This window comes from Nocardia sp. NPDC050697 (genome assembly GCF_040654395.1).
GTDB lineage: Bacteria > Actinomycetota > Actinomycetes > Mycobacteriales > Mycobacteriaceae > Nocardia.
In genome coordinates this window covers 26,104-45,333 of record NZ_JBFAHY010000013.1, presented here as the reverse complement: position 1 = coordinate 45,333, position 19,230 = coordinate 26,104, and the positions used below count along the sequence as shown (strand labels likewise).

Sequence of the window (19,230 nt, the reverse complement as noted above, 5' to 3'; positions counted from 1 at the left end):
TTGCTGAGTGCAACGGGCGGTGATCCCGTTACGCCTCGGTCAGATGCTTTTCGGCGTAGCGGCGGGCCCATTCCCTGCGGGATCGAACGGACGTGTCGACGTCGGTGGCTCGGGCGCGTAGCGCGCCGACGGTCGCCTGGTCTCGGGAAATCCGGGTGAAGGGGTCCCAGCCGAAGAAGCGGCAGGAGTTCTGCCAGGTGATCTTGTTGATATCGGTGTCGTCGGCGCCCGCTGCGGTGAGTTCGGCGAGCACCTGTTCGGGGGCGTCGGGCCAGAAGCAGTCCGAGTGCGGGTAGTCGCATTCCCAGGCGATGATGTCGATGCCGATCTGGTGGCGCAGCAGCAGCGAGGTCTTGTCGGTGACGTAGCAGGCGAGTGAGTGTTCACGGAAGACGTCGCTGGGGAGTTTGTCGCCGAAGTCGCGGCGCAGCCAGCGCTGGTTGGTGTAGTGGCGGTCGCTGCGGTCGAGATAGAAGGGGATCCAGCCGATGCCGCCTTCGGAGAAGGCGAACTTGAGGTCGGGGTAGTTGCGCATGGCTGGGCCCCAGAGCAGGTCCTGGGCGGCCAGCGCGGAGATCTGGGTGGCGAGGATGAACAGGTTGTCCAGAGGCGCGTCGGGTGCCATGCTCAGCGCACCGAATCCGGTGCCGATGTGCAGACACATCACGACGTTCTCCTCCGAGAGCGTGCGGAAGACCGGCCCCCAATAGTTCTCGTCGTGGTAGCTCGGAATGCCCTCCAGGTGCGGCAGTTCCGGCATGGTCACGGCGCGGCAGCCCTTGGCGGCGACGCGGCGGATCTCGGCGCACATGGCCTCGGGATTCCAGGTGGGCAGCAGCGCGATCGGAATGAAGCGGTCCGGATAGCTGCCCGCCCATTCATCGATGTGCCAGTCGTTGTAGGCCGACACCATGACCAGGGTGACCGCTTCGCGGTGCTGGTTGAGGTGCCGGGCGGAGAAGCCCGCGAAGGTCGGGAAGCACATCGAGGCGAGGATGCCGTTGCGGTCCATGTCGCGGACCCGCTCGTGCACGTCGTAGGCGCCGGGGCGCATCTCGGCGAAACCGGCCGGGTCCTTGGCCCACTCCTCCGGCGGCCAGGAGACGACGGCGTTGAGCCCGCTCACCCCCTGTGGCTTGCCCTGGTACATCCAGGTGTCGACGCCGTTGTCGTTGACGACGATCGGTGCCTCGTCCCGGTACTTCGCGGGGACGTGGCGGAGGAACATATCCGGCGGCTCGACCACGTGGTCGTCGATGCTCACCAGAATCAGGTCGTCTGCATGCATTGAGGGCATCCTCTCGGGGGCCGCGGCCGAACGACGGCGCTTCTCGACTCTAAAATCTTAGAGTCATCGGCGCAACCATCGGCGGACGTCGGCGGTCGGATAATCTGTCGGCATCGAAAAGCGACGTAAGCCGAATGTCGAAGAGCGCCGCCGCGATCTGTGCGATGCGGCCATCCGCCTGTTGGCCGACGAGGGCGCCAAGGGGCTGAGTCACCCGAAGGTGGACCGGTACGCGCAGGTGCCCAATGGCAGCACATCGTTCTACTTCCGGACCCGCTCGGCGCTGCTGGCGGCGGTGGCACAGCGGGTAGCCGAGTTGGACCTGGTCGATCTGCTGACGGTCACCGGCCCGGTCGAGACGGACGCGGTGTTCGCCTCGCCGGACGCCTCCCGGCTGGCCACCATGGTGATGCTGTCGGTGGCCGAGCCGAGGCTGACCCGGACCAAGGCCCGCTTCGAGCTGCTGTTCCAGGCCAATCGGGATCCAGCGCTCGCCGCGATCTTCGAGCACAACAGCGCGCTGTTCGCCGAGCTGTACCGCCGCGAGATCGTGGGCCGGTCCCGGAGCGAGCCGGGACCCGAGCTGCTCGAGCAGCAGGTGGCCGCCGTCATGAGCTTTGTCAGCGGTGTGCACCTGCGGGTGCTCGCGGGCGATCGGACGATCGGCGGCGCCGCCCAGCTCGACCTGCTGCTGACCGGGATCGTGAATGGCATCGCCGACGCTGGATCCCTTCGCTCGCGGCGCGACCGGGTCGGGTGACGGGGTCACTTCAGGTCGCTCATGACCTTGCCGACATCGGCGAGGGTCGTCGGCCGTCCGAAATCCTGGGTGTACCGGTAGGGAGTGAAGCCGCATCGGAAGGGGCCGGTATTCGGCGCGAAGTCGGCGGCTCTCCAGCCGTCTGGCGTCGCCTGCTGGACATTGAAGCATCGGGGTTGCTCCGAGAGTGGCCGGGTCAGGTCGACCGGTGCGATGAGTCCGCCTGCGGTCCAGGCATTCTCCTTGCCTGCCGCCGTGAAGACGCAGGTTCGGGTGAGCGCGTCGCCGCACCCCGTAGCCGACTTCGCGAAGAGTAGCCAGGCCTGGAATGCGCGCAGTACCTGGAAGGTGATCGGCGATCCGGGTGCGTAGCGGGCGAACAGATCTTTGAGCCGGCGGATCGCGGGAACCTGCGCGGCGGCATCGAGCGGGGCGAGGCCGCTGAGGTCGATGTAGTTGTGCTGGGTGCCCAGCGAGCTCGTCGCGGCATCGAGGAAGTTCTGGTTGTAGGAGTTGGAGTTCGCGTCGATCCAATCCAGCTGGTAGTTCATACCAGAGAGGACCTCCTCCAGCTTGGCGAGGTAGCGGTACTCGCCGAGGAAGATCAGCCCGCGCACGCCCGCCGCCTTGATCGCCTGGGCGTAGGGCGTCCAGTCCGCGACCCCGGCGAGCGGGTACAGCTCGCTGTAGACGACCTTCGCGCCCGCGGCGTTGAAGCTCTCGGTGAGCTTGTCACCCATCACCTTGGTGATCGGCGAGTCGCCGTTGATCATGCCGATCGCGCCGAGTGATTGCGGGTAGGCCGTCCTGGTGAGCCAGTCGTAGAAGCCGGTGTAGGGATTGACGTTCTCCGAGATGGAGGAGCCGTACGCCAGTTGCAGATCCGAGCCGGTGTTCGCGGTCTGGGTGACCTGGGCGGGAAATTCCGGCAGCAGGCAGGAGAGCCGGTCCTTCACGCCGAGTCCGTCGAGGGCGGCCGCGCCGCCGACGAGGAAGAAGTCCTGGCGGCAGGCATCGAGCATGCGCTGCCGCACCTCGGTCAGCTTGGTGTCGCGCACGGTGGTGACGATTTTGCGCCCATTGATGCCGCCCGCGGCATTGCACCACGAGGTGAAGACCTTCGCCGCGTCCACGACGTCGGGGTTCTTCGTGAAGCCGATATCGGAGAAGACCCCGACCTGGATCTCGCTGGCCGTGACGCCAGGCGCCGGAGCGCCCGTCGCGGTGCCAGGCCCGCACACCGCGGCCAGGTCGCCGAAGTCGCCGGAGACCGCCGCGGGGGCGGACCCGGGCTCGGTCTCCCGCCCGGTGCCGCTTCGCCCGCAGCCGGTGATCACCAGCGTGATCGCGAGGAGTGCAAGGCCGATTCGATGCCATCTCATGGTGTTTCCCTCGGTGGGTGAAAGCTCGAGCAGAGGAAAGTCACGCTCTCTGAAACTGAGAATGTGACCTACATCATGTCGCGAACTCTACTATCGCAGAGTTTGAATCTGAAGAGTGGATTCATCCGGATTTCTCCGAGAGGCGGCGCCGTGCGCTTTGCGATGACCTATCCGATACTCGGGCACCCGAGCGACCCCGGGCTGCTGTCCGGCGCCGGAGTCGCGGAGGTCGCCGTGGCGGCGGAGCTGGCGGGGTTCGACGCGCTCGGGTTCACCGATCATCCGGCGCCGAGCCAGCGCTGGCTCGACGCCGGTGGACACGACGCGTTCGATCCGTTCGTGGCGCTCGGCTTCGCCGCGGCGCGCACGACCACGCTGCGGCTGATCCCGAACATCGTCGTCCTGCCCTACCGCAACCCCTTCCTGGTGGCCAAGGCGGGCGCGACGCTGGATCGGCTCTCCGACGGGCGCTTCACCCTCGCCGTCGGGACCGGCTACCTGAAGCGCGAATTCGCCGCGCTCGGGGTGGAATTCGCGGAGCGCACGGAGCTCGTCGACGAGAGCTTGGCGGTGATCCGGGCGATCTGGACCGGTGACGACATCTCCTTCGAGGGCAAGCACTTCAGCGCCCGCGGCATCACCGCGCACCCGCGCCCGGTGAGCCCGCCACCGATCTGGATCGGCGGCAATACCGGTAGCGCGCGCCAACGGGTGGTCGAGCACGGGGACGGGTGGTGTCCGTTCGCCGCCCCTCCGGCGCTCGCCGCGACAGCCGGTACCACGTCGCTGGAGTCGACCGAGGCGCTGGCCGCGGGCATCACCGACCTGCGCCGTCGCTGCGACGCCGCCGGGCAGGACTGGTCGGCGCTGGACATCAGCTTCACCAATCCGGCCGGGGGAGCGCCCGGTGAGCCCGGTTTCGAGCCGGACGCCTACCTCGAGGGACTGGCTCGGCTGGCCGAGCTCGGTGTCACCTGGGTGCAGGTGCCGCTGCCGGGTCTCGGCGTGCGGAACCTGACCGAGGAACTCGAGCGTTTCCGCGCCACGGTCATCGACGTCTTCGAGCAGGGGAAGCTGCGCTGATGGTTCTGCACCGTGATGCCGCCACCCTGGCGGGACAGGTCGCCGTCGTCACCGGCGCCGGTTCGGGAATCGGCCGTGCCATCGCCGCGGCCTACGCCGAGTACGGCGCCCGGGTCGCGGTCTGGGAGCGGAACGAAGAGACCGCCTGGACGGCGGCCGCGGAGGTCGGCGGGATCGCCGCGGTCTGCGATGTGCGCGACGAGGCGAGCGTGGACGCCGCACTGGCGGAGACGATCAGCGCGCTCGGCTCGCCGACGATCCTGGTGAACAACGCGGGCGGGGTGTTCCGCTCGCCCCTGCTCGACACCGCCCCCAAGGGGTGGGACACCCTGATCCGCTCCAACCTCACCCACGTGCTGCTGTGCACGCAGCGGGTCGCGCGCGCCATGGTCGCCGCGGGCGGCGGGGGCGCGATCGTCAATATCAGCACCATCGAGGGCGTGCGCGCCGCTCCCGGTTACGCCGCCTATGCCGCCGCGAAGGCCGGGGTCGTGAACTTCACCGCGACCGCGGCGCTCGAGCTGGCGCCGCACGGGATCCGGGTCAACGGGATCGCCCCCGACATCACCGCGACCGAGGGGATTCTGGCCATGGCGCCGCCGGGGTTCGCGGAGCGCGCCGGGCACACCGTGCCGATGGGTCGGGTCGGGCACGTCGACGAGGTCGCGGGGGCCGCGGTCTTCCTCGCCTCCGCGCTGAGCTCCTACGTCACCGGCCAGACCCTGCACGTCGACGGCGGCACCGCGGCCGCGGGCGGCTGGTACCACGATCCAGGCACCGGTGAGTACATCCTGGGCCCGAGCACCTCCGAGGAGTCGCGATGAGTATCAAGGTCATGGACGGGGTGCGGGTGCTCGAGGTCGCCCAGTACACCTTTGTCCCGGCTGCGGGCGCGATCCTCGCGGACTGGGGCGCCGACGTGATCAAGATCGAGCATCCCGGCCGTGGTGACACCCAGCGCGGGTTCGTCAATATGGGCGGGCTGCGGTTGGACCCGGATCGGCATCCGCTCGTCGAGCACCCCAATCGCGGCAAGCGCAGCGTCGGGCTCGACGTCTCCTCCGCGGGCGGCCGCGAGATCCTTTACGCGCTGGCGCGCACCTGCGATGTGTTCCTTACCAACTACCTGCCCGCCCAGCGGCAGAAACACGAGTTCGATGTCGAGCACATCCGCGCGGTCAACTCCGACATCATCTACGCGCGCGGCAGCGCCTTCGGCGACAAGGGCCCCGAGCGCGAACGCGGCGGTTTCGACGGCACCGCCTTCTGGACCCGCAGCGGCATCGGGCACGCGCTGACCCCGGAGGCGCTCGGCGCCCCGCTGTCGCAGGGGATTCCCGCCTTCGGCGATTCGATCGGCGGGATGAACATCGCGGGCGGGATCGCGGCGGCGCTGTTCCACCGGGACCGCACCGGGGAGGCACTCGAGGTGGACGTGTCGCTGCTCAGTACCGCGTGGTGGGCGGCGGGCGCCGCGGTCACCCAGGGGCTCGAGACCGGGACGACCGCGCGGGCCCCGATGCCCGCCCCTGCGGCCCCCAAGGTCAACCCGTTCCTCGGCAACTACCCGACCGCCGACGGCGGCACCATCAACCTGTGCATCGTGAGCCCGACCGGCTACATCCGCGACACCTTCTACCACCTGAACCTGCCCGATGCCGCCGACGACCCGCGCTTCGCCGAGGTCCGGCCGCTGCTCGACAATGCGGCGGCCGCGACCGCTCTCATCACCGCGGCCATCGCGGCCCACCCCCTCGAGTACTGGCGCGATCGCCTGCGCACCATGCGGGGGCAGTGGGCGCCGTTCGCGAGCCTGCTCGAACTCGGCGCCGACGAGCAGGCGCTTGCCAACGACATGATCACCGAGGTCGACGCCGTCGACGGCACCCCGTTCCGGGTGGTGCGCGGGCCGGTGCAGTTCAACCACGAACCGCTCGAGACCGTCCGCGCGCCGCAGGCCGCCGAACACACCGAACTGGTGCTGATGGAGCTCGGCATCGGCTGGGACCGCATCGCCGAGCTCAAGGAGTCCGGTGCGATCGCCTGAACCCACCCCGTCGCCGAGGAGCCGATCGTGCAGCTGAGTTTCGACGCCGAGGTGGAGGCGTTCCGCGCCGAGTTCGCCGCCTTCCTGGACACCCATCTGCCGCCGGCGGCGGCGGCCGGTGCCCGTCCCCGCTCCAGCGGGCACGTCCCGGAGTGGGCCCGTACCTGGCAGCGGCTGCTGTTCGACCACGGCTGGCTGGTGCCGGGCAACCCGCCGGAATTCGGCGGCCGCGGCGCGGGGATCTTCGAGCAGTACGTGCACCGCGAAGAAATGGCCCGCCGCGGCATCTACGAGCACTTCAACCCGCAGGGCGTCGGCATCGTCGCGGCCTCGCTCATCACCTTCGGCACGCCGGAGCAGCAGCGGCGCTGGGCGGTGCCGATCCTGCGCGGCGAACGCACCGCCGCGCTCGGGATGAGCGAGCCCGGCGCCGGCTCCGACCTCGCGGGGCTGCGAACCAGGGCGCGGCCGGACGGCGACCGCTTCGTCGTCGACGGCCAGAAGGTCTGGACCTCCGGCGCGCACGACGCGGACGTGCTCCTGGCCTTCGTCCGCACCGACCCGGAGGCGCCCAAGCATCGCGGCATCTCGGCCCTGCTGATCCCCACCGACTTGCCCGGCGTCCGGGCGAGCCCGTTCGCCTCGGTCTGCGCCCCCGACGACCTGGACTTCAACGAGGTGTTCTTCGACGGCGTCGAGGTGCCCGCCGAGAACCTCGTCGGCGGCCTCGGCCAGGGCTGGGCCGTTGCCAACGGATCACTCGGCCACGAGCGGACCCTGCTCTGGCTCGCCTTCGCCCAGCGGCTCGACGGCCTGCTCACCGACTTCCGCCCCACCACCGCCGTGGACGCCGACCGCTATGCGACGCTGGTACTCGACGCGCACGCCGTGCGCCTGCTCGGCTCCCAGGCCATGGCCGCCGCCGCTCGCGGGGAGGAGTCCGGGCCTGAGCTCTCGGTCCTGAAGCTGCTCGGCTCCGAAGCGGTGCAACGCTTCTCCGAGCACGCGCTGACCGCCGCCGGGCCCGGCGGGCTCGCCCACTCGGACATCACCGCGCGACACAGCCCGTTCAGCCTCGAGCAGTTCGCCCCCGGCTGGTTCGAGCGGTTCGTGCGCAGCTTCGCCGGGACCATCGCCGGTGGCACCTCCGAGATCCAGCGCAACATCATCGCGCAGCGAGTGCTGGGACTACCTCGCCCGTGACCGCGGGCACGGGCTCCGCCACCGAGCCCGCCGGTCCGTTCGCGGAGCTGGTGGCCGCTGTCGTCGACAGCGCCACCGCGCTGACCGGACTCGGCGGTCCAGGCGCGAGGGTCGGCGACATCGTGGCTCAGTCGACTGCGCTCGAATCGCGTTGCGCGACAATAGTATACCGCGTGCACAGCACACTTCCCGCCGACCGCCCGGCGATCGAGCGGGCGAAACTCCGCGAGTTGTCGATCCTGCTCGGCACCGTCGTCCGCGAGTCGGCTGACGTCGCGGCCATGGCCGGCGACCGCGGGGATCACCCGCTTCCGGAAGACCTCGTCGATCTGATCGGCGGGCTGCTCGGCTGCGCACACCTGACCGCGATCTCGGTTCTGGACGCCGACAGCATTCACCTGCTCGCCATCCGGCAGGGTGCATACACCGCACTCGACCGCTACGCCCGGTACGTCTCCCGGCGCCCCGGCCCCGAGGTGAGTTCCCCGGTGCTACAGGACATCAGCGTGCTACTCGTCGGCATAGCCCGCACCTACGACCGGATCGCCGATACCCTCGCCGCACTGCACCGGTTCAGGTGCTGACCGACCGGGCAACGCCCGCCACGATCCCGGACAGCAATCGGTCGAGCTGAGCAGCATCGGCGATGGTTCGATCGCCCATGGCCATGCCCATCATGATGCCGTTGATGAAGGTGATGGTGGCGAAGGTCTGCTCGTCGATCAGATCGTCGTCCGGCGGCTCGCTCCCGGGCTGGAGCCGGACGACGATATCTCGGTGCAGGGCCGCGAAGTGCGCCGAGTTCTCGCGGAACTCGGCGGCCAGTTCGGGGTCGCGCCCGGCGTGCAACAGCAGCTCGTAGCGCGCTCTGGTCCGGGTGGCGCGTGGTTCCGATGCCGACTCCATGATCATGCTGGCCAGCGCCGAGGGGGCGGTACCCGCGTCGGACTCGCTGACGGCGCGCAGATCGGCGGTGTCGAGTTCGGCGACCCGGGCGGCGACGGCCCGCAGCAGCGCCGCCCGGGTGCGGAAGTAGAACGAGGTGGTGCCGTCGGCGAGGCCGAGCCTGCGATCGAGCTTGAGGTGGGTGAGACCGTTGGCACCGGATTCCGCCAACAGCTCGATCCCGCCGTCGCAGATCAGGCGGCGGCGGGCCTGACCGTCCCGTACTCGCTTACCGTCGATACCGGCATTCTATCCACCGTCATCAGTAGGTGATGCGTGCCGCGTCCCGGTACTCGGTGACCGGCCGGGCGATCCCCTGCTCGTCGCAGACGTGCTGCAGCTGCGCGAGGGTCTCGTCGAGCCCGGGGCCGAGGCGGGAGCCGGGGGTGAAGGTGGCCGGGAGGTTGCGCATGCCCTGGATCACGCCGATGGTGTCGTAGTGCACGGTCCCGTCGGGATCGCAGCGGTAGTCCGGCATCCGGTCCAGCACCGCGGTGAGCATGGCCTTGAACACCGTCCGCGCGACGTTGGAGCCGACGCAACGGTGTACGCCGAGCCCGAAGCTGAAGTGCCGGTTCGCTTTCCTATCCAGAACGAGCTCGTTGGGTTCGGGGAAGATCTCCGGGTCGCGATTGGCCATCGCCCAGGACAGCCAGAGCCGGTCGCCCTCGCGCAGGCGCACGCCGTCGACGACGCAGTCCTCGGCGATCGTGCGGCCGTCGCCGGGGGCGGGCGTGAAGTAGCGCAGGAACTCCTCGGTCGCCGGTTCGAGCAGGTCCTCGCGCTCCGCCGAGAGCTGTGTGCGCTGCTGGGGATGCTCGGACAGCCACTCCAGCGCGTGCGCGGTGAGCGCGGTGGTGGTGTCGAAGCCGCCGCCGATGACCAGCGCGACCCCGGCCATGATCTCGGTGAACGGTGCGGGTTCGCCATCGATCCGGAAGTCGAGCAGCGCACCGACGATTCCCGGGCGCGGGTTGGCGCGGATGCTCTCGATGGCGGCGACGAGGTCCTTACCCATCTGCTGGTGCATGGCCTGCACCCGGGGCAGGTCCGGAGAGTGCTCCGGGGTGTAGACGGCGGCGTGCACGGGCTCGCAGTAGAGCTTCCAATCCGCGAGCGGTAGTCCCAGCATTGCCAGGGTCAGTACGGCGGGGACGATATTGGCCAGATCGTCGACGAAGTCGATGTGTCCGGTCTCGATGTGCTCGTCGAGGCTCGCGCGCACCACCTCCTCGATGAGCGGAATCCAGCGCGCGACCGCCGCGGGCGAGAGATAGGGGTTGAACACGGCGCGGTAGAGGCGGTGCTCGGGGTCGTCCATCTCCAGGATGCTGCCCCTTACGGTGCGTGCCCGTTTCGGCAGCGGGATGCCGATTCCCTGGTAGCCGCGGCGCGCGCCGTGGATGTCGTGGTCGTTGGATACCCGGGGGGAACGGGCGAGTTCGAACACGGCATTGCCGCCTGCGGCGACCCAGTGCCCGTCGTAGGTGTCACTCCAGGCCAGCGGACATTTCGCGTGCATCTCCCCGGTGATCTCGTCGAACCGGTGCCGGTATTCGGCGGTGTGGCGGTCGAAGTGGAAGCGGGGGGCCTTGCGCTGTTCGTCGTGGTCGGTGCTCACGAGAAGGATCCTTTCGGTCCGGAGCCGTTGGGCGAGGACTCGTCGACGACGATCGCGCCCTCCGGGCAGGAGCGCACGGCGTTGCGGACGCGCTCGGCCCCTTCTGCGGCGACCGCCGGGCTGGTGGTCGAGGCGTGCCCGTCGATGTCGTCGAGCACGAAGTGATCGGGGGCGATCATGGCGCACAGCGTGTGGCCCTGGCAGCGCCGGGCGTCAACCCAGACGTTCATGGTGTGTTTCCTCCTGTACGGCGAAGACCGGTGCGGCGGCGACAGCGCGCAGCGCCACCAGCGGTATCCGGCGATCGGTTGCGGCCCGATAGGTGGCATACGGCGGGAACAGCGCCACCATGAAGTCCCACAACCGCTGCCGCTCCGGCGCTTCGGGTTCGCGCCAGGTCGCCTCGAATGCCTGGGTGGCGATCTGGAACCGCAGGGTGGGGTGGGCGCGAAGATTGCGATACCAGGCCGGGTGCCGGTCGGAGCCGCCGTTGGAAGCCACCACCAGCACCTCGCCACCGGCGGCGCCGTAGATCAGCGGCGTGATCACCGTGCGGCCGGTGCGGCGCCCGGCCAGCCGCAGCAGGCAGTGTGTGGTGAAGCGGTGCCCGCCGACCGGGCGCAGGTCCATGACGTGCCCGGCGGTGCCACCCGAGCTGAGGTAGAGCGCGCGGTGCCTGCTTGCCCAATCCGGCTGTCCCGGTTCGGGATAGGGTCTCGGCACGGCGCTACTTGAGGCAGGCACCGGCATCGACCGGCAGCGGGACGCCGGTGATGAAGCGGGCTTCGTCGGAGACCAGGAAGAGCACCGCGTTGGCGATGTCCTCGGGCTCGGCCCACGGTATCGGCAGGGTGTGCATCATCTGCGAGATCGGCGCGAAATCCTCGGGGCCCGGGTGCTCCTTGTGCGGGGCGAACAGCCGGAAGGTGGCCTCGTTCATCGACATCGGGGTGTTCACCTGCGAGGGGTGCACCGAGTTCACCCGGATCGAGTGCTGGCCCAGTTCGACGGCGAAGGTGCGCATCAGCCCGACGACGCCGTGCTTGGCCGCGACATAGCTCCCGCAGTGCGGGTAGGCCTTGAGCCCGCCGACCGAGCTGGTCAGCACGATCGCCCCGCCGCGTCCACCGGCCAGGATGTGCGGCACCGCGACCTTGACGCTCTTCCACACCCCCGACAGGTTGATATCGATCATCTCCTGCCAGTCGTCCTCGAGCGTGTTGTCCAGGGTGTCCCCGCCATTGCCGATCCCGGCATTGGCCACGACGATGTCGAGCCGTCCCAGCTGCCGCACGCCGTCGTCGACCGCCTCGCGCAGTGCGCCGGTGTCGCGCACATCGACCTCGGCGGTCACGATGCGTCTGCCGTGGCTTTCGACCAGCCGCGCGGTCTCGGCCAGATCCGCGGGCGTCGACGGCGGGATCTGTTCGCCGCCGACCGGTTTACAGACGTCGACGGCGATGATGTCGGCGCCCTCCTGCGCCAGCCGCACCGCGTGCGCGCGGCCCTGCCCGCGAGCCGCTCCGGTCACGAAGGCGACCTTCTCCTGTACTCGGCCAGTCATGATGTCCTCGTTTCGATGGGGTGGTGTCACGCGACGACGGTCGGCATGCTGACCCAGCCGCGGACCGTCGAGGTCGAGGACAGCTGCGCGCTCGCCAGGTCGATGTCCCACGCGGGGAATCGGTTCAGGATTTCGTCGAGCGCGATCCGGCCCTCGAGCCGGGCCAGGGCGTTGCCCAGGCAGAAGTGGGTTCCGGCGCCGAATCCCAGGTGCTGGGCCGGGGTGCGGTGGATGTCGAAGACATCGCCGTCCGGAGCGAAGCGCCGGGCGTCGCGGTTGGCCGCGCCGAGCAGCAGGAGCATCACCGAGCCCGCCGGGACCGTCCGCCCGTGCAGCTCGACATCGCGGGTGACGTAGCGGGCGACCTGTGGGGCGGGTGGCTCGTAGCGCACGAGTTCCTCGACCGTCTGCGGCAGCAGGGCCCGGTTCTCGACCAGTTCGCGGCGCTGTTCGGGGTGTTCGGCCAGCACCTTGCCCGCCCAGCCGAGCATGCGGGTGGTGGTGTCGCTGCCGGCCGTGGCGACGACGGTCAGGTAGAGCAGGAGTTCCTCGCGGGTCAGGCGGCGCCAGGTACCGGTCTCGTCCTCGAACTCGGCGGTCATCAGCTCGGTCATGAGGTCGTCGGAGGGGTGCTTCGCCCGGTAATCGATGTACTCGGCGAAGCCCTCGCCGGTGGCCAGCGGGCCGCCGGGGTTCTCGGTCATCGGCCGGCCCGGTTCGGTTTCGATCGTCGTCGTGGCCTCCACGGTGCGGCCGAGTTCGCCTTCGGGAACGCCGAGCAGCATGCCGATGACCTGCATGGGAATGTGCGCGCCGAGATCGGCGACGAAGTCGAAGCGGCCCGTCCCGATCAGCGGGTCGAGAGTGCGGGCGCAGAACTCCCGGATCTTGGGCTCCAACGCCATGATCCGGCGCGGGGTGAACATGCGGGCCAGCAGTTTGCGGTGCACGTCGTGGATCGGCGGGTCCTCGAAGATCAGGATGCCGGGCGGGATCGGCATGTTCGCCTTGATGATCTCCAGGATCGCACCGCGCGCGGAGCTGTAGGTTTCGTGGTCCACGATCGCCCGGTGCACGTCGTCGAAGCGGCTCACCGCATAGAAGTCGTGGGTCTCGTTGTAGTAGAGCGGGACCTGCTCGCGCAGCCGCGCGAACATCGGGTACGGGTCGGCGTTCAGGGCGACGTCGTAGGGGTCGTAGTGGATGTCGGTGCCGACCGTCATGGTCTCGCCTCTCGATTCGGTACTGCGCTCAGAACACGCGGGTCTGGCCCGCGAGGGCAGGCACGGTTGTTGGCAGCTTGTAGATATCGATGCCGTTGCCGTACATGACGGCGTCGCGGGCGTGCGCCGGTAGGTGTTTGACCAGCCAGCGCGGGTCGTCGAAGGTCCAGTGCGGGTAGTCCGAGGAGAAGAGCAGGAGCTTCTCGCACTCCATCCACTCCAGGGCCCGCGTGAGCTCGGTCTTGTCCTCCGGGTAGTCCAGCGGCTGGGTGGTGAACCAGATGTGCTCCCGGACGTACTCCGAGGGCTTGCACCGCAGGTCGAGCCACGCCTTGCGGTGCTCGTAGATGGCGTCCATGCGCCACATGAGCGGCAGGATCCAGGTGAAGGCGTGCTCGACGAAAATGATCCGCAAGGCCGGGAAGCGGTCGAAGACGCCGTCGAAGATCAGGCTCATGATCTGGTTGGCGGCCAGCAGCGAGTAGCTGACCATGAAGTCGTGGTTGTAGCTGGGCACCCCGACCGGCGGCATCGGCAGCGTCTCGAAGGCGCCGCGGGCGACGTGGCAGGCCACCGGGAGGTCGTGGCGGGTGGCGGTGGCCCAGATCGGGTCGTAGACCGGGTTGCCCCACGCCGGGCGCGGCTCGGCCTTGAGCAGGATCTGCGCCATGTACGGGTGTCCAGCCCACTTCTCGATCTCGGCCACCGCGGCTGCCGGGTCCTCGATGGCGACGCAGATCGAGCCGCGCCAGCGTTCGTGCCGGTTGTTGTGCGGGTCGAGCCAGCACCGATCCAGCCAGGTGTTGAAGGCCGAGGCCATGGCCGCGGTCGCCTCGGGTAGCCGTGCCTGCCCGACCGTCGGTTCCAGGATCACGATGTCGGAGCCCGCCTGCATGATCAGCTGGCGCAGCGCCAGGTCGGGGTCGCTGCAGGCGAATTCACCGTCGTCGGGGAAGCTGTCCACGCGCATCGCCATGGCGTGCACGTAGTCGGGGGCGTCGTAGAGGATCTTCTCGCCGCGCCGGTGCGACAGGAAGTACTTGCTGCGCCACGGCTCGGGGATGTGGTCGACGAGTTCGCCGCGGCGCGGGGCGGGGTGGACGTCGGAGTCCACGCAGCGCACCGCGACCTCGCGCGCGGGTTCGGTGCCCGGCCGGTGCTGGATGGCGGTCATGGTCGATCCTCCTGGAGGTTCGTCAGGCCGTGGTGGTGTCGAGCACGCCGACCCGGCCCGCCTCGGCTTCGCGGCGCAGCACGGTGGTGGTGAGGACGAACTCGACGCCCGGGATGGTCTTCTGGACGAACGGGTCGCCGGTCCACCAGGTGATCCGGCAGATCCGGTGCCGCAGCCGCCAGCCCTCGGCGGTGCGCACCCAGCGGTCGTCGTACCAGCCCGAGCCGTCCCACAGCGGGCTGCCGTCGACGGCCTTGCGAATGAGCCGCCAGGTTCCATTGCAGAAGCTGCGCGCGCGATCGCCGTCGACCCGGACGACGTGGGTCGACATCGTGTGCTGGGTGGAGTCGAAGGGGTCGTGGAACGCGGCGAAGTCGGAGGTGAATTGCGCCAGGTCGGTCCAGTGCGACGCCTCGCCGTAGTCGGCGTCCACGTCGGTGGTGAAGATGCCCTCGAAGAGCTCCCAGCGCTGGGTGTCGACCGCGAGTCCGTACAGGTTGATCAGCTGGGTGATGGCGACGACGTCGTCACTGTCCGCCATGCCGCCTCCGGGGTGTGTGCTCACGGTCTCATTTAAGTAATACGTTTGACTTAGGTCAAGGGTCAATGTTGACTGGTGTCATGACGACGGGGACCCGGAAATCGCTGCGCTCGGACAGCACCCGCGCCGCGCTGCTGGCCGCCGCCGAGCGGCTCTTCGCCGAGCATGGGATCGAGGCGGTCACCCACCGCCAGATCGTCGACGCCGCCGGTCAGGGCAACAACGGCGCGATCACCTACCACTTCGGCACCAAAGCCGACCTGGTCCGTGCCATCGACGACCACCACGCACCGGCCATCGCGGCCCACATCGCGGCCAAGATCGAGCAGATCGGCGATTCGGCCGAGCTGCGGGACTGGGTGCGCTGCCTGGTCGAATCGCTGACCGAGCACCTGGACTCGCTGCCCGGCCCGACCTGGTATGCGCGGTTCGCCGCGCAGGTCATGACCGACCCCACCTACCAGCGCATCATCACCCGGAACGCCATGCAGGCACCGATGCTCCGCCGGGTCGTGGACGGCATCGGCCGGGCCGTACCCGACCTGCCCGCGCACGTGCGCCGCGAACGCAACATCATGATGCGCTCGATGCTCCTCTACACCTGCGCGGAGTACGAACGCGCGCTCGCCGCGGGCCGGAAGACTCCGCGCCCCCACTGGTCCGGCGCCGCCTCCGGCCTCGTCGACGCCATCGTCGGGCTGTGGCAGGCGCCGGTCACCCGCGCTTGAGCAGCCCTGCGGCACTGTCTCCGAAAGGATTTCGATGTCCGACACCCTGACCGACCCGCCGCACACCGGCCTCGGCGAACCACCGCACTACCCGATGGTCCGGGATTCCGGTTGCCCGCTGGCCCCGCCCGCGCAGCTGCGCGTGCTCGGCGAGTCGAAACCGGTGCACCGCGTGCGGATCTGGGATGGCAGCACACCGTGGCTGGTCACCGGCTACGACGAGGTCAAGGCGCTGTTCGCCGACCCGAGGGTGAGCGTGGACGACCGTATGCCCGGCTTCCCGCACTGGAACGGCGCGATGAAGGCCATGGTGGCCAAGCGGGTCCGGTCTGTCGTGATCGCCGACGGGGACGAGCACGCCAAGTTCCGGCGGGTCATGTCCAAGCACTTCACCTTCCACCGCATGTCCGCGCTCCGGCCCAAGATCCAGGCCATCACCGACGCGCACATCGACGCCATGCTCGCCGGGCCCGCGCCCGCGGATCTCGTTGCGCTGCTCGGTCTTCCGGTGCCTTCGCTGGTGATCAGCGAACTGCTCGGGGTCCCCTATGAGGACGCCCCACTGTTCCAGAAGCACGCTGACATCGGGCTCGCCCGCTTCGCCGCCGCCGAAGACGCCCGCCAGGGCCGGGCCGAACTGCTGAAGTACCTCGCCCGCCTGGTCGAAACCAAGATGGAGAACCCGGGCGAGGACGCGGTCTCCGACCTCGCCGAGAAGGTCAAGACCGGCGACCTCACCGTGCTCGAAGCCGCTCAGGCCGCCAACGGCCTGCTCCTGGCCGGGCACGAGACCACCGCCAACATGATCGGGCTCAGTGTGCTCACGCTGCTCGAGCACCCCGACCAGCTCGCATTGCTCCGCGACACCGACGACCCGAAGGTGCTCGCCAACGGCGTCGAGGAGCTGCTGCGCTACCTCAGCATCGTGCAGAACGGCCAGCGCCGCGTCGCCACCGACGACATCGAGATCGGCGGCGAGACCATCCGGGCCGGGGAAGGGATCATCATCGACCTGGTCCCGGCGAACTGGGACGGCGCCGTCTTCGACGACCCGCTGCGTTTCGACGTCGAGCGGGACAACGCGGGCCGCAATGTCGCCTTCGGCTTCGGCAGACACTCCTGCGTCGGCCAGACCCTGGGCCGCATCGAACTGCAGATCGTGCTCGGCACGCTGTTCCGCCGCGTCCCCACCCTGCGGCTGGCCACCCCGATCGAGCAGATCCAGTTCAAGAACGACCGCCTGGCCTACGGCGTCTACGAACTCCCCGTGAGCTGGTGACAACGCATTGATCAGCCGGGATCCCGCTCGGCGCGGTGACCGCTCGCCGGCGCACGGGCCGCGGCGAATCCCGCCCTCCTCGGGGCAGCGACCCCGTTCACTCCGCGCCATCAAACAGGGACCTACCGCAGTGACACATGTGACCTCCACCTTCGAGATACCCGACGTCGCCGACCGGGGCAGGCTGCGCCGCGAGGTCGGTGCCCGGCTGCGCGCCGCCATGACCGAGCACGGTGTGGACGCGCTGATCCTGCTCGGCAACGGCGCTGTCACCTACGCCACCGGCACCTGGTGGCCGCTCGCCGACGCCGGGCTCTCGCACGTCGAACGGCCGGTGGCCGTCGTGCTGGCCGACGACCCGATCCCGCACCTGTTCATACAGTACGGCGATATCGGCCCCTTCGACACCGGCCTGCCCGAGGACCATCTCCACCCGGCCGCCTACCTCGAATTCGACGAGGGCGTCGAACAATTCGCCCGCTTCGTCTCCCAGATCGTCTCACCCGGCGCCACCATCGCCGTCGACGAGATGACCGGAGCCATGCGCCGCCACGCGCCCTTGCTGTTTCCCGCCGCTGCCCCTGGAGACGCCGCGGTCGTCGTCGGCGCCGCCAAGGTGATCAAGACCCCCGACGAGATCGCCACCCTGCGCACCGCGTGCCGAATCACCGACGAGGCCATGGTCGACGTCCAGGCGGTTCTCGACCCCGGCATCCGGCAGATCGACCTGTCCGCGAAGTTCACCCGCCGCGCGTTCGAACTCGGCGCGGTGGCGAGCATGCTCGAACCGATCTGGCAGGTCATGCCCCATACGAAGGCCGAGGGCGTGTGGACCACCCACGGCGATCTGGCGCTGCCGCTGCTGTCCACCGAGCGCGAGCTCGCTGCCGGAGACGTGCTCTGGACCGATGTCAGCATCAACTACAACGGCTACTGCTCGGACTTCGGCCGCACCTGGCTCGTCGGGCAGGAGCCGACCCGCCGCCAGCAGGCACAGTTCGAGCGGTGGTGGACAATTCTGAACGCGGTCCTCGACGTCACCCGCGCGGGCAGCAGCCTCGCAGACCTCTCCCGCGCCGCCATAACCGCCGCGGGCGGGGTGAAGCCGTGGCTCCCCCACTTCTACCTCGGTCACAGTATCGGCGTGCAGGCCGGTGAGATGCCGATGATCGGCACCGATCTCGGCGACGAGCACGACGAGAACTACCTGCTCCGCACCGGCATGGTGCTGGTCCTCGAGCCCGTGGTGTGGGAAGACGGCACCGGCGGATACCGGAGCGAGGAGATCGTCGTCGTCACCGACGACGGGTACATCGCACTCACCGACTATCCGTACGCACCTTACGGACCGCCGTCACTGTCGTGAGACCTGGCGAGGTCGATTCTTGTGGACGGGAGTATTTCATCAATGGGGCGCGTAGCAGGAAAGGTCGCGGTCATCACCGGCGCGGCGCGTGGTCAGGGCCGCAGTCACGCAGTCCGGCTGGCGGAGGAGGGAGCTGACGTCATCGCAATCGACATCTGCCGCGACATCGGCTCCCTGCGGTACTCGCTCTCCACCCCGGATGATCTGCAGGAGACAGCGCGGCTGGTGAAGGCAGCAGGCCGCCGAGTCGTCACAGCGGAGGCCGACGTGGGCGAACGGTCCGAGATCCGGACTGCGCTGCAGCATGGCATCTCCGAGCTGGGCCGCCTCGATATCGTCGTCGCGCAGGCAGGCATCATCGGACAGCGCGGTGAGCCCAAGACTCAGGCGTGGGCCGATGTCGTCGACACGAACTTGGTCGGGGTGATCAATACGATTCACGCAGCATTGCCGCATCTGAGTGAGCAAGCGTCGATCATCGCCACCGGCTCGACTGCGGCGATGATGGTCATGCGGCCGCTCCAGGAGCCGGGACGAGATCCCGGGGGAATGGCGTACATGGTCGCGAAGCAGTCGCTGTCGCACTATGTGCACGAACTCGCCACAAACCTGGCGCCGCTCGGTATCCGGGCGAATGTCGTTCATCCTACGAACTGCAACACGCCGATGCTGAACAGCGAACCGATGTACCGGTCGTTCCGCCCGGATCTGGAAGCGCCGACCCGCGAGGACGCCCTGCCCGGATTCTCGGTCCAGCAGGCCATGCCGATTCCGTATGTGGAGCCGGAAGACATCAGCGACGCTGTGCTGTTCCTCGCATCCGCTGAGTCCCGCTACATCACAGGTATGCAGCTGAGGATCGATGCGGGTGGCTATCTCAAATGGCACGACTACCACGCCTGAATACACGACGGGGCGGATAGCAGAAATCTGCGCGCCTACCGCGACGGGAGCGTGGTCCGGTCGAGAATTCCTCGAGTGGCTGCGAGCAACGAGGTTGATCCCCGTCGGCACGGCGGCACCCGA

20 protein-coding genes are annotated in these 19,230 nt (G+C 68.9%); 10 read left to right on the top strand and 10 right to left on the bottom strand.

Annotated features, from left to right (window positions below):
* Nucleotides 1-28: 28 nt before the first annotated feature.
* Nucleotides 29-1,288 carry an amidohydrolase family protein gene (locus AB0H71_RS31870; RefSeq protein ID WP_357028533.1) on the bottom strand — a complete coding sequence of 420 codons (1,260 nt, stop codon included), beginning with the start codon at nt 1,286-1,288 and terminating at the stop codon, nt 29-31.
* A gap of 181 nt (nt 1,289-1,469) precedes the next feature.
* On the opposite strand from AB0H71_RS31870, the gene AB0H71_RS31865 reads away from it, so the two are divergent.
* Nucleotides 1,470-2,048: a TetR/AcrR family transcriptional regulator gene (locus AB0H71_RS31865; RefSeq protein ID WP_357028531.1), complete on the top strand. Its 579-nt coding sequence runs from the start codon at nt 1,470-1,472 to the stop codon at nt 2,046-2,048.
* 5 nt (nt 2,049-2,053) lie between these two features.
* Here AB0H71_RS31865 and AB0H71_RS31860 read toward each other — a convergent pair whose 3' ends face one another.
* Nucleotides 2,054-3,430: an ABC transporter substrate-binding protein gene (locus tag AB0H71_RS31860; RefSeq protein WP_357028528.1), complete on the bottom strand. Its 1,377-nt coding sequence runs from the start codon at nt 3,428-3,430 to the stop codon at nt 2,054-2,056.
* Between the two features lie 150 nt (nt 3,431-3,580).
* Here AB0H71_RS31860 and AB0H71_RS31855 point away from each other — a divergent pair, with 150 nt between their 5' ends.
* From AB0H71_RS31855 to AB0H71_RS31835, 5 genes are read left to right on the top strand one after another with little or no spacing between them, the layout of a single operon-like run.
* Entirely contained in the window at nt 3,581-4,513 is a 933-nt protein-coding gene (locus tag AB0H71_RS31855; protein ID WP_357028841.1) for a TIGR03619 family F420-dependent LLM class oxidoreductase, read from the top strand.
* On the top strand, nt 4,513-5,337 hold the full coding sequence (locus AB0H71_RS31850) for an SDR family oxidoreductase (protein ID WP_357028525.1): 825 nt from the start codon (nt 4,513-4,515) through the stop codon (nt 5,335-5,337). Before AB0H71_RS31855 ends, AB0H71_RS31850 begins: the two co-directional genes overlap by 1 nt.
* A gap of 11 nt (nt 5,338-5,348) precedes the next feature.
* Complete coding sequence (locus tag AB0H71_RS31845; RefSeq protein ID WP_357028838.1) at nt 5,349-6,560, top strand: CoA transferase; 1,212 nt, start codon at nt 5,349-5,351, stop codon at nt 6,558-6,560.
* 27 nt (nt 6,561-6,587) lie between these two features.
* Nucleotides 6,588-7,763, top strand: a complete 1,176-nt coding sequence (locus AB0H71_RS31840) for an acyl-CoA dehydrogenase family protein (protein WP_357028522.1) — start codon at nt 6,588-6,590, stop codon at nt 7,761-7,763.
* Nucleotides 7,760-8,347 carry a hypothetical protein gene (locus tag AB0H71_RS31835; protein ID WP_357028519.1) on the top strand — a complete coding sequence of 196 codons (588 nt, stop codon included), beginning with the start codon at nt 7,760-7,762 and terminating at the stop codon, nt 8,345-8,347. The genes AB0H71_RS31840 and AB0H71_RS31835 overlap by 4 nt, the downstream gene beginning before the upstream one ends.
* Here AB0H71_RS31835 and AB0H71_RS31830 read toward each other — a convergent pair.
* The 8 genes from AB0H71_RS31830 to AB0H71_RS31795 form a co-directional block, all read right to left on the bottom strand.
* Nucleotides 8,337-8,879: a TetR family transcriptional regulator C-terminal domain-containing protein gene (locus AB0H71_RS31830; RefSeq protein WP_357028516.1), complete on the bottom strand. Its 543-nt coding sequence runs from the start codon at nt 8,877-8,879 to the stop codon at nt 8,337-8,339. The genes AB0H71_RS31835 and AB0H71_RS31830 overlap by 11 nt on opposite strands.
* A gap of 91 nt (nt 8,880-8,970) precedes the next feature.
* A complete protein-coding gene (locus AB0H71_RS31825) occupies nt 8,971-10,329 on the bottom strand; it encodes a cytochrome P450 (protein ID WP_357028513.1) in 1,359 nt (452 codons plus the stop codon).
* On the bottom strand, nt 10,326-10,559 hold the full coding sequence (locus AB0H71_RS31820; protein WP_357028511.1) for a ferredoxin: 234 nt from the start codon (nt 10,557-10,559) through the stop codon (nt 10,326-10,328). Before AB0H71_RS31820 ends, AB0H71_RS31825 begins: the two co-directional genes overlap by 4 nt.
* On the bottom strand, nt 10,543-11,052 hold the full coding sequence (locus AB0H71_RS31815) for a nitroreductase/quinone reductase family protein (protein WP_357028508.1): 510 nt from the start codon (nt 11,050-11,052) through the stop codon (nt 10,543-10,545). Before AB0H71_RS31815 ends, AB0H71_RS31820 begins: the two co-directional genes overlap by 17 nt.
* Before the next feature lie 4 nt (nt 11,053-11,056).
* Nucleotides 11,057-11,893 (bottom strand): mycofactocin-coupled SDR family oxidoreductase, encoded by an 837-nt coding sequence (locus AB0H71_RS31810; RefSeq protein ID WP_357028505.1) that lies wholly within the window; start codon nt 11,891-11,893, stop codon nt 11,057-11,059.
* Between the two features lie 26 nt (nt 11,894-11,919).
* Nucleotides 11,920-13,116, bottom strand: coding sequence for a cytochrome P450 (locus tag AB0H71_RS31805; RefSeq protein ID WP_357028502.1), 1,197 nt, complete (start codon nt 13,114-13,116; stop codon nt 11,920-11,922).
* 28 nt (nt 13,117-13,144) lie between these two features.
* Complete coding sequence (locus AB0H71_RS31800) at nt 13,145-14,290, bottom strand: amidohydrolase family protein (protein ID WP_357028499.1); 1,146 nt, start codon at nt 14,288-14,290, stop codon at nt 13,145-13,147.
* A 22-nt stretch (nt 14,291-14,312) separates the two neighbouring features.
* Nucleotides 14,313-14,831, bottom strand: a complete 519-nt coding sequence (locus tag AB0H71_RS31795) for a nuclear transport factor 2 family protein (RefSeq protein WP_357028496.1) — start codon at nt 14,829-14,831, stop codon at nt 14,313-14,315.
* Between the two features lie 80 nt (nt 14,832-14,911).
* Between AB0H71_RS31795 and AB0H71_RS31790 the strand changes: the two genes are divergently transcribed.
* From AB0H71_RS31790 to AB0H71_RS31775, 4 genes are all read left to right on the top strand, one after another.
* Nucleotides 14,912-15,559, top strand: a complete 648-nt coding sequence (locus tag AB0H71_RS31790) for a TetR family transcriptional regulator (protein ID WP_357028493.1) — start codon at nt 14,912-14,914, stop codon at nt 15,557-15,559.
* A 34-nt stretch (nt 15,560-15,593) separates the two neighbouring features.
* The gene (locus AB0H71_RS31785) at nt 15,594-16,838 is read left to right on the top strand and encodes a cytochrome P450 (RefSeq protein ID WP_357028490.1); all 1,245 of its coding nucleotides are present in this window, start codon (nt 15,594-15,596) and stop codon (nt 16,836-16,838) included.
* A 130-nt stretch (nt 16,839-16,968) separates the two neighbouring features.
* Nucleotides 16,969-18,204, top strand: a complete 1,236-nt coding sequence (locus AB0H71_RS31780) for a Xaa-Pro peptidase family protein (protein WP_357028488.1) — start codon at nt 16,969-16,971, stop codon at nt 18,202-18,204.
* Between the two features lie 42 nt (nt 18,205-18,246).
* On the top strand, nt 18,247-19,107 hold the full coding sequence (locus AB0H71_RS31775) for a mycofactocin-coupled SDR family oxidoreductase (protein ID WP_357028485.1): 861 nt from the start codon (nt 18,247-18,249) through the stop codon (nt 19,105-19,107).
* Nucleotides 19,108-19,230: the final 123 nt, after the last annotated feature.

Excerpts from the sequence above, each read along its gene's own strand:
- AB0H71_RS31870 (WP_357028533.1), bottom strand. The coding sequence starts at position 1,288 with ATGCATGCAGACGACCTGATTCTGGTGAGCATCGACGACCACGTGGTC.
- AB0H71_RS31860 (WP_357028528.1), bottom strand. The coding sequence starts at position 3,430 with ATGAGATGGCATCGAATCGGCCTTGCACTCCTCGCGATCACGCTGGTG.
- AB0H71_RS31850 (WP_357028525.1), top strand. The coding sequence starts at position 4,513 with ATGGTTCTGCACCGTGATGCCGCCACCCTGGCGGGACAGGTCGCCGTC.
- AB0H71_RS31845 (WP_357028838.1), top strand. The coding sequence starts at position 5,349 with ATGGACGGGGTGCGGGTGCTCGAGGTCGCCCAGTACACCTTTGTCCCG.
- AB0H71_RS31820 (WP_357028511.1), bottom strand. The coding sequence starts at position 10,559 with ATGAACGTCTGGGTTGACGCCCGGCGCTGCCAGGGCCACACGCTGTGC.
- AB0H71_RS31810 (WP_357028505.1), bottom strand. The coding sequence starts at position 11,893 with ATGACTGGCCGAGTACAGGAGAAGGTCGCCTTCGTGACCGGAGCGGCT.
- AB0H71_RS31805 (WP_357028502.1), bottom strand. The coding sequence starts at position 13,116 with ATGACGGTCGGCACCGACATCCACTACGACCCCTACGACGTCGCCCTG.
- AB0H71_RS31800 (WP_357028499.1), bottom strand. The coding sequence starts at position 14,290 with ATGACCGCCATCCAGCACCGGCCGGGCACCGAACCCGCGCGCGAGGTC.
- AB0H71_RS31795 (WP_357028496.1), bottom strand. The coding sequence starts at position 14,831 with ATGGCGGACAGTGACGACGTCGTCGCCATCACCCAGCTGATCAACCTG.
- AB0H71_RS31790 (WP_357028493.1), top strand. The coding sequence starts at position 14,912 with ATGACGACGGGGACCCGGAAATCGCTGCGCTCGGACAGCACCCGCGCC.
- AB0H71_RS31785 (WP_357028490.1), top strand. The coding sequence starts at position 15,594 with ATGTCCGACACCCTGACCGACCCGCCGCACACCGGCCTCGGCGAACCA.
- AB0H71_RS31775 (WP_357028485.1), top strand. The coding sequence starts at position 18,247 with ATGGGGCGCGTAGCAGGAAAGGTCGCGGTCATCACCGGCGCGGCGCGT.